This is a genomic window from Anaerolineae bacterium, assembly GCA_035529315.1.
Lineage (GTDB): Bacteria > Desulfobacterota > Desulfobacteria > Desulfobacterales > ETH-SRB1 > Desulfaltia.
This window is the reverse complement of the sequence record DATKWZ010000001.1, coordinates 68077-81989: the sequence shown is the minus strand read 5'-3', so window position 1 is coordinate 81989 and position 13913 is coordinate 68077. Positions and strand designations below refer to the sequence as shown.

The window sequence follows — 13913 nt, the reverse complement described above, 5'->3', positions numbered from 1 at the left end:
ATGTAATTTGTCAATTATTTGATTTGCTTTGCAAAGATAACCATTAAACACAATTTTTGATTATATCTCAATCAATAAGTCGGGTTCTTGTTATAATGCGATATAGTAGCGAAATGCCGGAGAATTGCTTTTGGGCAACAGCCCGTTTACAAAAGGGCTCTTTTGTCAGCAATAGTCTTACTGTAAATAACCTTTCCGTCCCCTAATGCATAAAAGTCTTTAAGTATTGATGCCACATTATAACCACATTGTTCATAAAAAGAACGAGTACCAGAATAATGTGACTGCTGAGATGTATCGATATAAATATGTGTTCCACCGGATTCATAAATTAAACGTTCGGTTTCATTTAATACCATTCGCCCTAATCCCTTTCTTTTAAAATCCGGATGAATAGCAATCCAGTAAATATCATGACTGGAAACAGTGCAGGGGATCAGGCCGAAACAGGAATAGCCGATCAATCGATTATCCTGTTCTATAAAAACAAAATGATAATCACTTTTTTCACCTTTTGTTAATCGTTCCGCAACAAGTTCAACAGCCACATCTACTTCTGCAGGGTTGAAGAAACCGGTTGCGCTAATTAATTGTCGCACATCTTCAATATCCTTTTGAAGAGGGTTGTAACGAAAAACTATTTTTGGATCAGATAACTTTAACCCCGCCGCAAGCAGCGGCGAATGTGCTCGTTTTTGCGGTTCAATGATATGTTTTTCCCTGTCTAATAAACACCTGAGGCTGCCAGGTGATTTTCTGCTGATTGCATTATCGAGAATTCGCTTTACCACATCTACAAAAGACAGGCCTGCATATTCCGCTGCGGCAGCAAAGCCTGCGTCTGAAGAAAGGCAGGGATTTGTATTAACCTCGAGTATCCAGGGCATTTTATTATCATCAACCCGGAAGTCAACGCGTGCATATCCTTCCAGCCCAAAAACTTGCCAACACTGAATTGCTATTGTTGAAAGTTCTGTTAACAAAGGTTTGTCCATGGCAGGAAAATCAAAGCATCTGGGTGTATGATGATATTCATAAGATTTATCATCCCATTTGGCGGCATAATCTACAATCCGAAACCTGCTATTATCATCATATCCATCAAACAAAATTTCAGCATGTGGCAGGACTTCAGGACCTCCCGGCCCGGACAAAAGCGAAATATTAAATTCTCTGCCTTCAATATATTGCTCGGCAAAACACATATCCTCTAATTGTAAGGCTCGTTCATGCAAATATTCTTTTACACTCTTATTGTCAGTTTTCTCGTCAAATATTGCCTGGTTGTCTAATCCAATAGAACCGTGTTCCCAAACTGATTTAATAATCCAGGTAGTTTTTTCCTTTTTTTCAGGGGGAAAGTCATCCCTAAACCATGATGAAACATCTTGTGGATAAGGACCAATCCAGGCAGGTGTCGGCAAATTTACCGTCTGCATTCGTTCTTTAGCCATTAACTTATGTGAACTTAAAAATATTGATTCAGATGGCGAACCTGTATAAGGAATTCCCATAGAATAAAGCAAACATGGAACCAAATGGATCAGATTTCCATATCCGTCCAATGACTCTACCAGGTTGAAAACCACATCGGGTTGAATTTCACCAAGTCTTTTCTTGAGCTGCTTTAAGTCTAAATCGCACATAACAGAAACAGGCTGATGACCCAGCTCAATTAATGCATCGGCAACGGCTTGAGCTTGAATAATTACATCACCTTCATCAAGTGTACTATCGTTTGTTACCAGATTGTGTATAATTGCTACTTTAAGCATAATTTTCTTTTTACCATGCCTTTTTCACAGGAACCCGACTAATAGCAGAAGTGACAATTTGATTAATTAACTCAACATAAGAAATGCCAAGTTTATAACAAAGAATGGGCAAATCAGAACGCTCAGGATGTAGGCCTGGAAGTGGATTTACTTCCAAAAAAAACGGTTTCCCATGTTCATCACAGCGCAAATCCACTCTGCCACCATCTCTGCATCCTAAAACCCGCCATATTTTAAGCGCCAAATTTTCAGCTTCCTGGACTGCGTTGTCATTTTCCGGAAAAACAAGATGATATTCCACAAATTTTTCATAATGTTCCTTATTAAAATATGAGTAAACATTTTTTTCAGCACCATCAAGCAGTAAAACTTCAAGTGTTCCAAGTACTTTCGCGTTTTTGCCGGTACCAACAATGCCGACTGTAAATTCGCGCCCGGAAAGATATTTTTCTACAAGCACAGGTTGATGATATTGATAAAGAAGTTCTTTACATATGCTTTGAAGATTTTCTCGTTCCCAGACAACGGAATTTTGAGTAATTCCTTTTCCAGTTCCTTCTGCAACCGGTTTTACAAAAAAAGGAGGATCAAAAGAAATTTTTAAAGCATCGGCCTTGTCCTCAACAAGATAGAAATCCGGTGTCGAAAAACCACTGTAGCAAACCACCTTTTTTGTTATTCCCTTGTGAAGCGCAAGACTCATTATTAAAGGATCGGAAAAGGTATAACGAATATCATAAAGATCAAGAATAGCAGGCACTTGAGCTTCACGTGCAATACCATTTAATCCTTCTGCAATGTTAAATACAAGCGGCCATCTTTTTCCTTTTACAAGATACTCGGTTAGCTTTCGTGCATTTCCTATGCGTTCGGTTTTATAACCGAGAACTTGCAAGGCGCTTTCAATTGCTGTAATTGTATCGTCATGGTCAAATTCGGCAGTTTCTTCTTCAGTGTATCCTAAAGCCAAATAATCTGAACGCAAATCGTAAGTTAATCCAATATTCATGTTTTAATTTCTTCCTAATTTCTATTTTCCAATTTCAAGTTTCAAGTTTCAAGCCGTGAACGGCTACAATCATATTAACAACTCTAACAACAACTTACTGTATCAGCATATCGGAAAATCCGGTCTTCATAGTTTTTGAGTAATAAATCGTGTCCTTCTCTTCTCATAAGGTAATCAGGCGTTAACGGTATTTTACCACCACCACCAGGAGCATCTATAACATAATGTGGAATGGCATATCCGCTAGTATGTCCTCTTAACCCTTGAATGATTTCCAAACCTTTATCAATAGATGTTCTAAAATGACTTGAGCCTGTGATAAGATCACACTGATAAAGATAGTAAGGCCTTACTCGCATTTTAAGGAGGTGATGCATAAGGTTTTTCATTGTTGGCACATCATCATTGATGCCTTTGAGCAGCACTGTTTGAGAACCCAAAGGAATGCCGGCATTAGCAAGCATATTGCAGGCACGATATGCTTCCGGGGTACATTCTTCAGGATGAGTAAAATGCAAGCTCATCCACAATGGATGGTATTTTCGTAACATTTTTACCAGGTTAGGTGTAATTCTCTGGGGTAATACCGCCGGAACCTTGGTTCCAATACGTATGATTTCAACATGCGGGATTTCTCTTAAACGTATAAGAAGCCATTCCAGTCTGTTATCGCTCAAGGTAAGCGGATCCCCCCCTGAAATAAGAACATCACGAATTGAAGGATTTTTCTTTATGTATTCAATTGCCTTTTCCAAACGAGATCGTGCAGGAAGAATTGATCCTTGGCCGACGACACGAGAACGTGTGCAATAGCGACAGTAAGTAGAACAAAAATCAAGAATTAGAAAAAGCACCCGATCAGGATAACGATGAACGAGTCCGGGTACAGGGCTTTGATGTTCTTCTCCCAGCGGGTCATCTTTCTCTTCAGGCGATTTAAAAAGTTCATGTATTGTTGGAACTACTGTTCGACGTAACGGGTGTTCTGGTTTATCTGGTGACAAAAGACTCATGTAATACGGTGTAATGCTGACCGGTAATCTTGAATTAAGTTGTTTAAAAATGCTTTCTTCTTCTGGAGAAACTTTAATAAAACGTTTTAATTGCTCTAAACTGCAAATCCTGTTGCTGATTTGCCAATGCCAATCATTCCATTTCTTTATTGAAATTGTTGGAAAAAAAAATTTTCTAAAACTGGAGGTAACCGGGAGTATTTTTGATTTGGTTTTTTTAGAGATAATTGAAGAAATTAAAGCAGTTGATAGATTAATAAAAGAACTAACCGATGGGGGATAAGCATTTTCGATGAGAGGGAAATAACCACTTGGTGGTTCGTCATCCTTATCTTCCATATCCTGGCTTTGCTTAACATCTAAACTTAACGATGATTGCATTTTTTCTCCTTAATTATTTAGGTTTGTTTTGAAAGTCGCCACCATAAAAAGTGAAACACAATATTCTTTTTAAAAAGGCATATCAAGTTTTTTTTTGTTGAATTGAAAAAAAAATAAAAAAACATAATCCATTAGAATTATTAAAGATATCAGGCCATAATAAAAAAGCGATGATGAAGCTTCTTGCCACAACCAGATGGTGCATTAACCTGTTTTCATTCCTTGCCTTGTGCCCGGATCTCAGGTGGTTTAAGCTGCATTAACAGCAAACACGTTAAAGCAATTTTGTCAAGATTATAACCCTTGTCAAGCAACCTGTGTGCTTTTTATCCATTTGTTCTTTGGTTTCTGAAAGCACCTGTTCAACAAAATCACTATCACCCAGAATTCGCTTATCTGATTTTAGAAATGTTTTGACCTTTTGATGTGGTTTCATTAAAATAAACATGTCGAGACTTTTCGCAAGTCCTTGATACGCAAGAGATTGGTGCAAGTCGAGTAAAAAAATCGCTCAATTCAGGTGTAGTTTGGCTGAATATTTTATAACAAAAAGGGCCCTACATTAAATTAACGCGGAGTACCTTTTCCCCAGCTATAAAAGGATTTTTTATGTTCAAATTATTTGATCTGTTCAAAAAGAGTAAGATCAGTGACCGCATTTCGCCCGACGAAAGCATATTTAAACGAAAGTATGAATATTTTAGAAGACTACTGATTTCAAACAATCGGGCTCTTGAAATAATCACCGATCTTGAGCATGTCTTTTACAGGGACAAGCCTTTTACCATGGCCTATGTGCTTGTCCAGTCTGAAATATTAATAGGCGAGGTTTTCAGTATTGTAGAAGACCTTAATGCACTGTCAGGGGGAGAATATCCCCGGCTTTTTGATGCTGTTGAAAAAATAGGCGCTAACATCCTTAAAGATTTAGAGCAAAAGAAAAAACTTGATAAAACAAACCTGGTTATTCCACTCGTAATGTTAAGCCGGGAGAACATAGCTGAAGTCGGAGGCAAGGCAGCCAATTTAGGCGAAGTATATAACAGAGTCGGCCTTCCAGTGCCGCAGGGTTTTGCGGTGACAGCTTATGCTTGCCAGCACTTTCTCGATCATAACGATCTTTCAAAATTGATAGACAGCAAATTAAGGGGACTGGATGTCAATGATACTGAAACACTTATGAAGGTCAGCGCAGAAATACAATCCATTATATTGAACTGCGAACTGCCGGCTGACCTGGAAAGAGGGCTGCATGAAGCAGCCCTTGAATTGAAAAATAAATCAGGATCAGATATCAGGCTTGCTGTCAGAAGCAGCGCAACCAGTGAAGATTCTGAGGCCAGTTTTGCCGGCCAGCACTCCACAGTTTTAAACGTAACCGAAAAAAATCTCGTCCATGCTTACAAAGAAGTTGTGTCAAGCACCTTTAACCCAAGGGCTCTTTTCTACCGCCGAAGAAAGGGCTACATGGATCAGGATGTAATAATGAGCGTTGCCTGTATAATAATGGTAGATGCGCAGGCCAGCGGGGTCATGTACACTATTGACCCGAATGACAGCCGCCATGCAGTCGTTATGATCAGTGCCGTATGGGGATTAGGGATCAGCGCAGTGGATGGCTCAACTGACACCGACTTTTACCAGGTAAACAAACAGAATGGACTGATTGAAAAATCAGAAATCGCCACAAAAGGAACCGTTTGCAAAATCGATGTAGAAGGGGGAACAAAGGATGAAGCTGTATCCGATGACTTGAAGGACAAGGCGTGTCTTGAGCCTGAACAGATAAAGGCTCTATTTGACTATGGTTTAAAACTGGAAAGTCACTATGGTGCTGCTCTGGACATCGAGTGGGCCATAGACAAGCAAAACAGGCTTTACATATTACAGGCACGGCCCTTGAAGAAGTCATTAAAGTTTATTCCTGCGGAAACGCCTACAACATCTCCAGATGCCTTTGAAAAGGAGCTTGCTGATCACGCTGTCCTGATTAAAGGCGGCGCTTCAGCTTCAGAGGGGACCGCCTCGGGTCTTGCCTATGTTTTGAAATCAGATCACAATCTTCATGATATACCCAAGGGCGCCATTTTGATAGCCCATCAAACATCACCCCGCTATGTTCCTGTAATGGGACGTATCAGCGCAATCGTTACCGATGTGGGAAGTGTTGCAGGGCACATGGCTTCTGTGGCCAGAGAATTTCAAATCCCAACTCTCGTAGGGACACAAAATGCCACCTCTTTAATTGAACATAGCGATGAGATTACAGTAGACGCTACCAACAGGATTGTTTATAAGGGCCGCGTGGAAAAGCTTTTAAAGGAAAAAAAAGCTATAAATCCAATGAAGGGAAGCCCTACATACAAGGCCGCGCAGGTTGCCCTGAAAAAGATTGCGCCCTTAAATCTTTTAGACCCCAAACAGGATAATTTTAATCCGGATTCCTGTCAGACAATTCACGACATAATCCGTTTTGCGCATGAGATGTCAATGCGTAAAATGTTCTGGATCAGCGATGATATTAAATCTAAAGAAAATATCGCTGTCCGGCTTTATACCTCTCTACCGCTAAGCATTTACGTAATTGACCTGGGGGGCGGCCTTTCGATTGATAATAAAGCGATCGAGGCGCAAAAAGAAGATGTAATTTCCGTGCCCTTCAAAGCATTGCTAAATGGAATGACTCACAAAGGCATAGAGTGGTCCGGCGATATAGGAATAAACTGGCGGGGGTTTACTTCTATTGTTGCAGAATCTGTTTTTCGGGATCCATTAAAAGAAGGCCGCATGGGAGGACCAAATTATGCTGTTATTTCAAATGAATACCTAAATTTCAATTCACGTCTGGGATATCACTTCGCAACAATCGATACATATTGCGGACCTGTAGTAAATGATAACTACATCACCTTCTATTTTAAAGGAGGAGCTGCCGACATAGGCAGGAGGTCCAGAAGGGCAACTCTCATTACATTAATTCTCAAAAAGCTGTTGTTCAAGGTAGAGCAAAAAGGGGATATGGTAAGAGGCGAATTAAAAAAGTTTGATCAGGCTCTTATTGAGGAAAAACTGGACATGATAGGCAGGTTGCTCGGATCTGTCCGCCTTCTGGACATGGTGCTTTCTGATGACGGCCAACTTGAATGGTATGAGAAAGAGTTTTTTAAAGAAAATTATACTTTCGCTGCCGGCGGTTAACACGTATTCATCATGAATATCTCATAAAACAAGGCAACCCGATAGTCATTTTGATACCCTTATTTTTTGAGATATAATTAAAAGTTGACGGCTTCGTAAAAAGTCTCGAAATCGTCATGCCGGACTTGATCCGGCATCCAGAACGCATTGAATTTACTGGATTCCTCCCGGACCTGATCCGGGATCTACCGGAATGACGGGAAAGAAAACTTTTTGACTTTTTACGAGTTCATCAAAAGTTGTGTTTACCAGAAAATAAGTCTAAAGTATTTTTGCTTTTATACCGATAAAATTTATACATAGTTTTGAAAAGGCAAACCTTTCGAAAGGCAGGGACGCAAAACTTCCGGCCCAAGTCCTCACGGTGAGGATAGGGTAGCGGGGTTACTGAGAAGTTACTATACATATCCGCCTTTCTGTAATTCAGAAGCGGATTTTGTTATTTAGAGGAAAGGAGATAATACCATGCAAATAACCGGTTCCTATAGCAATTATCTGACAATGACCAATCTTTTAGCGCCTATGGGTGTGAAAGGTTCCGGTGATTTGGTAATGCAGGTCTTTGTATCAGCCGTAGGAAATCTCCAGGACAAAATCGACGCGCAAATATTCACCAAAGATTCACAGGCAGCTCTCAATCAAATTTACAGTGATGTATCGGATCTGACTGCTAAAGCAAAAAAATTAACACTCGATGATTATAATTCTGTTTTCAATGACCGTACAGCTTCTTCTTCGAATGCAGGTGTGCTTACGGCCACGGCCATAAACGCCTTTTCCGCTAATTCAGGGGCAACCGAAGCCACTTATGACATTTCGGTTGCACAGATCGCTCAGGCTCAGGAAAATAAAGGTTTGGCACTGGATAAAGATACTTCCAGCGTCGTTGATGTTGGAACCGATACATTTAATGTCAATATAGAAGGTCAGGACCACGAACTCAGCGTTACTGTGGCAGAAGGTGATACCAATGAAGAAGCGCTGCAAAAAATAGCCTTTTCCATCAATGAGTCGAATATAGGAGTCAGCGCCAAAGTCATTGACGGCAGTGAAGAAGGAACCAGAAAATTAACCCTGACATCCAATAATACCGGAGCGGGAAACTCTTTCACAATTTCTGATATATCAGGAACCGCAATAGCTAAGACAGGTGCGGCTAACGTGTCCAGTACAGCCCGGAATGCTGAATACAGCGTTAATGGAATCGGCAATACCTCTACCTCCAACACTATTTATCTTGATGAAGGCATGGTTACGGCCAATCTGAAAGGGGAAGGCGAATCGATTTTAAAAATCTCCCCTGATGAAGATAATGTCAAAAATGCCATAACTGATCTTGTATCCGAGTTGAATTCGTTTATTGATAATCTGGGGAAAAATAGTAATTACATAAAGGATGAGGTTCTTTCATCTGTTAATTCTTTTATCAAGGACAATAAAACCGGCCTGGAATCTATTGGTATCACTCAGGGGGAAAACGGAAATCTTGAGATAGATGACGATCAGTTATCCGAGGCAGCAGACCAGGATAAGGACAATATTAAAAATCTGTTTGGTGGTCTTGACGGTTTGGCCGTGCAGGTTAACAGCTATGCCTCCGGCATATCGACCGACTCCCCTCTCAATTATGCCAAAGAAGCCGAAAACATAAGCAAGGAGTTTGCCGATTATATCTATGGCGCTTCAGCAGGAATGTTGCAGCAGGCGCTGACAGGTTCTTTACTGAATACCTTTGCATAAATCCTCATAATCTCATCTCGGGTCAAAGTAAAATCTTTTTTCTTCGAGTTAGTAATTCCAACCTATATGACTTACTGGCAATCGATTCAATCCATCTTTATGAAATCGCCCCCTTGGTATAAACTTAGTCATTAACGCAATGAATCCGTCATTGTGGTTTCTTTCCAACAGATGAACCATTTCATGCACAACAATATATTCCAGACATTCGGGTGGTTTTTTGGCAAGCTCTAAATTCAGCTGGATACTTTTTGACCTCTGTCGTCAATAGTAGACACCAAACCCTTCTTCATGCAGCTTTTTGCAACGCGTAAAACTGCTTCTCAAAGATGACCGGAGACAGGTAGCCGAGCCGGGCCTGTAACCGTTGCCGATTATAAAATATTTCAATATATTCCGCTATTGACGACAGAGGTCAGTTTTCCCCGGGAAATAAGGGGTCAAATTTACGTTTGACCCTATTCCTGTTTCCGCTCATTTCCCCTCAAATACGCCACCACAACCCCGATAGCGGCCACCCCGGCGCCGACACGCATGGCGGTTTGAAAAGCCGCCATAAAACAGGGTTCCATCTCAGGTCGATAGACCTTCAAATCGAGCCCTCCGCTGAGGCTGCGAAAAACACTGTTAAAAATCAGCCCGGAAAGCGCCACCCCGATGACCATACCCAGATTGCGCGCCGTGGCGACACTGCCCGAGGCAATGCCTCTTCTGTGGGCCGGCACTGCGCTCATGGCCACGGCACTGTTGGGAGAAATAAAAATGCCGATGGCGATGCCGGCAAGGGCCAGACGCCAGGCAATATCCATTATTGTAGCGGAAGATGAGAGACAAGACAGCATGAAAAGACTTGCACTCATCGCCGCCATTCCCAGGGTGCAAAGCAGCCGGGAGCCGATCCTGTCTGATAGGGCTCCTGAGATCGGGGACACAAAAAAAAGAAAAAGAAACGGAATCATCAACACACCGCCGACACGGTCCATGGGAAATCCCATGGGGTGGACCAGATAAAACGGCATGAGAAAAGTCATTGTAAAAAGGCTGTCAAACATAATGATTGCTGATAGAACCGGCAGCGAGAACAGGCGGATTTTCAAGAGTGATGGATCAAAAATAGGATAGGTGGTGCGGGTTTCGATCCTGACCAGTAATAGACCGGTAGCGATAAACACGGTAAAACAGATGACGGTCCCGGATGACAGGGAGCCCCAGTCGTAAATATGGGTCAGTCCTGTCAAAAGCGAGCCGAGGCACACGACCAGCAGGACAGCCCCTGTGCAGTCATGCGGTTCCTTTGATCGATTCTCCCCAACCTGTTTTAATATAATTGAAGCGGCGATCGTCGCTGCCGCACCAATGGGAATATTAATGAAAAAAATGACAGGCCACGAAAAATGTTCGAGAATCAATCCTCCAAGGGCCGGGCCGGTGGTCAGCCCTGCGGCCACCACCGTGCCCACCATGCCGAGTGCCCTGCCCCTTTCCTTTACAGGGAAAGTGTCAACCACCAATGCCGGCGAGCATGCCATGATCATCGCAGCTCCGACACCCTGAAAAGAGCGGGCGGCAATCAGCCATTCAGCACTGGCAGCCAGACCGCACAATAAAGATCCCAATGAAAAAAAGATGAAGCCCAGACAGTAGACAAGCTTTTTCCCCTCTATGTCGCTCAGACGCCCGAAGGTCAAAAGGAGAGAAGAAATAGTCAGCAGGTAAATCACCGGAACCCACTCGATGACGGATAAAGAGACCTGAAAATCATCCATGATCACCGGCAGGGCAATATTGACAATGCTGCTGTCCAGTGTGGACATGAACACACCTACAGCCACCAATGAAAAAACCAGCCATTTGTCAGGCTGCCTGGGAAGAATCGGAGCCTGCTCTTGGCTATTGTTAACCATGTCAGCCATACTGTCCGCACATTTCTTTAAGTTTCTATGCTTCAGCATCTGCCTCTTCATTCTTTCTATGATGCTGCTTACAACGCTATGTTTTTCCATCTGAAACCGGCGGCCTATCTCCTTTAGACTGTCATGTCTCAGTTTTCGTGTATTGAAATATCTTTTGGTTCGATAAATTAGAATTTTACTGTTGGCACTGCTTTTTCTGCTTCTGGAATTTCATAGTATTCGGCCTTAGAGACATCGGCAATTGCAGCATAGAACCTTCCAAAAAATGTCCGGATATATGTGTTTAAAATCTGAACTGCATCATTATATCTTTTACGTTCAACCGCAATTCTATTTTCAGTTCCTTCCAGGCTATCCTGAAGCTTCAGAAACGACTGGTTTGCTTTAAGTACCGGGTATCTCTCCTGAAGAAAAAGAAGTTTTGAGAGTACGCCTTCAAGACGGTTTGCGCTTTCGACTTTGTCTTTTACGGTTTTTGCCTGGAAGTATTTTGTTCTGGCCTCCGCAATATTTTCAAACAGCTCTTTTTCGTGTTTTGCATAACCCTTAACTGTTTCAATCAGATTCGGAATAAGGTCATATCTTCGCTTGAGCTGGTTTTCAACCTGAGCCCACTTTCCTTTGACATTTTCATCCATGGCAACGACTGCATTGTAACCACTGACAAGCTTTCCTGTTACAAGGATACCGACAAGTAAAACAACACCTGTAATTATAAGAATGGTTTTTAATGATTTTGACATAATGCCCTCCATAAAAACAGCTTCTATATGTTTTATGATTAATTAGCTACCAGCCGCCGGAAGCGCCACCTCCGCCGAAACCGCCGCCGCCTCCGCCGAAACCGCCGCCGCCTCCGCCGCCCCAAGAGCCACGCCTTCCGCCCATTGATGACAGGAGAAGAAGCATAAGGAAGAGTCTTGGATTTTTTATAAACAGGATAACCATAATTACAACAAAAAACAGCAAAATCATACTGCCAAAAATACCGGGGGATTGATTTTTCCCTGTCTGGGAAACCGCGCGTCTCAATTCCGGCATTCCGGTTATTTTTACCCCGGACTCTTCGGCAATTACATTAGCCAGCACTGTAGATGCGGCAAAAATGCCGTTTGAATAGTCCCCTTTTCTAAAAAAAGGCACAAGATAATCGCGGTCGATGCTTCCGACAAGGCTGTCTGGGATTACGCCTTCGAGGCCGTAACCGACTTCAATTCTATATTTTCTGTCCTTGAGAGACACCACCAGCAACAGACCGTTATCTTTTCCTTTTTGGCCGAGTTTCCACTTACTGTGTGCTATTGTTATTGAAAAATCTTCAATCGATTCTCCTTCAAGGCTATTGACGGTAAGAATGGCAAGCTGCGCAGTTGTTTTTTGTTCGAGCTCTTTTAGATATTGATTGAGTTTGGCCTCAATAGAGTTATCGATGATGCCCGCAAGATCAACAACATAATTGCCTGGGGTTTCAGGTATGCTTACAGCCTGTGAAAAGGAACCCGTCAGGAAAAACAGGCACAGGATTGAAAGAAAAGTTATTAGATTATACTTTAATTTCATCTGTAATATCCCCCAGCTTTTCAATGGTCTTATAATAATCTTCAAAAATTGAGTTAAGAACTTCAATAGAAAATTTAGTTTTATCTTTTCCGGCCTTTAAAATTGTTCTGAATACATCTACGCTAACGCCGGACACTTCCTGCAGGGTTGACAGTATTTCTTCATTTTCTCTTGGCGCTGGTTTTTCAAAAAGAACAATAATGCCCCTGAAAAGTGGAATATATCCTGAAAAAGAACCGATAAACAGGTCTGAAAGGAATTTTCTGTTTCCTGAAGAGGAAAGGTATCCCTGCCTGATTCCTATTAATTTGGCTTTCAGCTCCCGTTCGCACTGGCGCCTGAGATCAGCCCTTTTAATTTCAAGATCGCTGAAGATGTCCTTGCCGAAAACGGTTTTATGAAGTGTTTTTATTGTCAGAAATTCAACAGGGAAAACATCAAGAGAGCTAAAGATATATTCCGGAATCATAATAAGAGGGGAGGCAACCTGTTTTTTCCCGAATTTCTTCCCAAGAGGCGCAAAATTTTCAAGAAATTTCAAATCCATTTTATTAAGAACAAGAACGGAATTGACATCCGAAGTCTTGGGATTAAAATCTTCAGTCAAAGCGCTGCCTGTAATGTGAATTGAATGGAGCTGGTCTTTGTAATTATTTAATATAAGATCCAGAAACGGTTTAAATTTAGCCGCAGCCTCCTCGTTCATGCTCAGGTCATTCATAAAACCTCCTAAATTTTACAGGCAACTGTTTACAGGTTCAGGGTTCACCGTTTAGGGTTACATCCAAATTGTGAGCGAAACAAACTAATTTATTTACTATATTCATAATAATTGATTTTTGCAAGACAGACCCGTTTTTAAAATTTCAATTGACAATAAATACCTCTTTGATTATATTTTGAAGGTTTTATATTATACTAACTCGTAAAGGGGGTGATTCCAATGGTTTGTACAACGCTCAAGAAGGGTGCAGAGTGTGCTTTTATGACAAAAAAAGGCTGCTCTTACAATGGCGGGATTTGCCATAAGATCGTGGACCAGTGCAATGGCTGCAATCGCGGCGCTGAGTTTTTATCCGGCTGGTACTGCACTGCATGTCCTGATCCTTCATTAAAATGGAGAAATGGGGCCTGCAACTTTGCCTCTCATCTTTCCGCAGCTCCTGCTGCGAAAAAAACAAAGATAAATCCACTCAAGGCATCCAAGAGAGGGAACAGGTAATGCGGTTTTCGATCTACCGGTAAACCCCGTCCAATTATGTGGCGGGGTTTTTTTATTGTAAAAAATAAGATTTTTGTATAAAATTTTTAAGATTTTTGTTTT

General features: G+C 41.6%; 10 protein-coding genes, 2 pseudogenes and 1 riboswitch. Of the genes and pseudogenes, 3 read left to right on the top strand and 9 right to left on the bottom strand.

Going from position 1 to position 13913, the window contains the following annotated elements; translation table 11 throughout:
• Positions 1-146: 146 nt before the first annotated feature.
• The 3 genes from VMW78_00410 to VMW78_00400 all read right to left on the bottom strand — a co-directional run bounded on the left by VMW78_00410 (position 147) and on the right by VMW78_00400 (position 4178).
• Positions 147-1775, bottom strand: coding sequence for a GNAT family N-acetyltransferase (locus VMW78_00410; GenBank protein HUV49474.1), 1629 nt, complete (start codon positions 1773-1775; stop codon positions 147-149).
• Positions 1776-1785: 10 nt separating this feature from the next.
• The gene (locus VMW78_00405) at positions 1786-2784 is read right to left on the bottom strand and encodes a D-alanine--D-alanine ligase (protein HUV49473.1); all 999 of its coding nucleotides are present in this window, start codon (positions 2782-2784) and stop codon (positions 1786-1788) included.
• Positions 2785-2867: 83 nt separating this feature from the next.
• Positions 2868-4178, bottom strand: coding sequence for a KamA family radical SAM protein (locus tag VMW78_00400; GenBank protein HUV49472.1), 1311 nt, complete (start codon positions 4176-4178; stop codon positions 2868-2870).
• Between the two features lie 609 nt (positions 4179-4787).
• On the opposite strand from VMW78_00400, the gene VMW78_00395 reads away from it, so the two are divergent.
• Both VMW78_00395 and fliD read left to right on the top strand, forming a co-directional pair.
• Complete coding sequence (locus VMW78_00395) at positions 4788-7376, top strand: PEP/pyruvate-binding domain-containing protein (protein ID HUV49471.1); 2589 nt, start codon at positions 4788-4790, stop codon at positions 7374-7376.
• Between the two features lie 302 nt (positions 7377-7678).
• A riboswitch (cyclic di-GMP riboswitch) is annotated at positions 7679-7768 on the top strand.
• A gap of 73 nt (positions 7769-7841) precedes the next feature.
• Entirely contained in the window at positions 7842-9116 is a 1275-nt protein-coding gene (fliD, locus tag VMW78_00390) for a flagellar filament capping protein FliD (protein ID HUV49470.1), read from the top strand.
• Between the two features lie 48 nt (positions 9117-9164).
• Here fliD and VMW78_00385 read toward each other — a convergent pair.
• The 6 genes and pseudogenes from VMW78_00385 to VMW78_00360 all read right to left on the bottom strand — a co-directional run bounded on the left by VMW78_00385 (position 9165) and on the right by VMW78_00360 (position 13310).
• A pseudogene (locus VMW78_00385) lies at positions 9165-9371 on the bottom strand (M48 family metallopeptidase).
• Positions 9372-9405: 34 nt separating this feature from the next.
• Positions 9406-9522, bottom strand: a pseudogene (locus VMW78_00380) (IS3 family transposase).
• 52 nt (positions 9523-9574) lie between these two features.
• Positions 9575-11119: an MFS transporter gene (locus tag VMW78_00375; GenBank protein ID HUV49469.1), complete on the bottom strand. Its 1545-nt coding sequence runs from the start codon at positions 11117-11119 to the stop codon at positions 9575-9577.
• A gap of 77 nt (positions 11120-11196) precedes the next feature.
• Entirely contained in the window at positions 11197-11772 is a 576-nt protein-coding gene (locus tag VMW78_00370) for a LemA family protein (protein HUV49468.1), read from the bottom strand.
• A 46-nt stretch (positions 11773-11818) separates the two neighbouring features.
• On the bottom strand, positions 11819-12589 hold the full coding sequence (locus tag VMW78_00365) for a TPM domain-containing protein (GenBank protein ID HUV49467.1): 771 nt from the start codon (positions 12587-12589) through the stop codon (positions 11819-11821).
• Positions 12573-13310: a hypothetical protein gene (locus VMW78_00360; protein HUV49466.1), complete on the bottom strand. Its 738-nt coding sequence runs from the start codon at positions 13308-13310 to the stop codon at positions 12573-12575. The genes VMW78_00365 and VMW78_00360 overlap by 17 nt, the downstream gene beginning before the upstream one ends.
• A gap of 222 nt (positions 13311-13532) precedes the next feature.
• Here VMW78_00360 and VMW78_00355 point away from each other — a divergent pair, with 222 nt between their 5' ends.
• Positions 13533-13811, top strand: a complete 279-nt coding sequence (locus tag VMW78_00355) for a PxxKW family cysteine-rich protein (GenBank protein ID HUV49465.1) — start codon at positions 13533-13535, stop codon at positions 13809-13811.
• Positions 13812-13913: the final 102 nt, after the last annotated feature.

Bases quoted from the DNA above. Each gene is read 5' to 3' on its own strand.
- VMW78_00410 (HUV49474.1), bottom strand. From the start codon at position 1,775: ATGCTTAAAGTAGCAATTATACACAATCTGGTAACAAACGATAGTACA.
- VMW78_00405 (HUV49473.1), bottom strand. From the start codon at position 2,784: ATGAATATTGGATTAACTTACGATTTGCGTTCAGATTATTTGGCTTTA.
- VMW78_00400 (HUV49472.1), bottom strand. From the start codon at position 4,178: ATGCAATCATCGTTAAGTTTAGATGTTAAGCAAAGCCAGGATATGGAA.
- VMW78_00395 (HUV49471.1), top strand. From the start codon at position 4,788: ATGTTCAAATTATTTGATCTGTTCAAAAAGAGTAAGATCAGTGACCGC.
- fliD (HUV49470.1), top strand. From the start codon at position 7,842: ATGCAAATAACCGGTTCCTATAGCAATTATCTGACAATGACCAATCTT.
- VMW78_00375 (HUV49469.1), bottom strand. From the start codon at position 11,119: ATGGAAAAACATAGCGTTGTAAGCAGCATCATAGAAAGAATGAAGAGG.
- VMW78_00370 (HUV49468.1), bottom strand. From the start codon at position 11,772: ATGTCAAAATCATTAAAAACCATTCTTATAATTACAGGTGTTGTTTTA.
- VMW78_00365 (HUV49467.1), bottom strand. From the start codon at position 12,589: ATGAAATTAAAGTATAATCTAATAACTTTTCTTTCAATCCTGTGCCTG.
- VMW78_00360 (HUV49466.1), bottom strand. From the start codon at position 13,310: ATGAATGACCTGAGCATGAACGAGGAGGCTGCGGCTAAATTTAAACCG.
- VMW78_00355 (HUV49465.1), top strand. From the start codon at position 13,533: ATGGTTTGTACAACGCTCAAGAAGGGTGCAGAGTGTGCTTTTATGACA.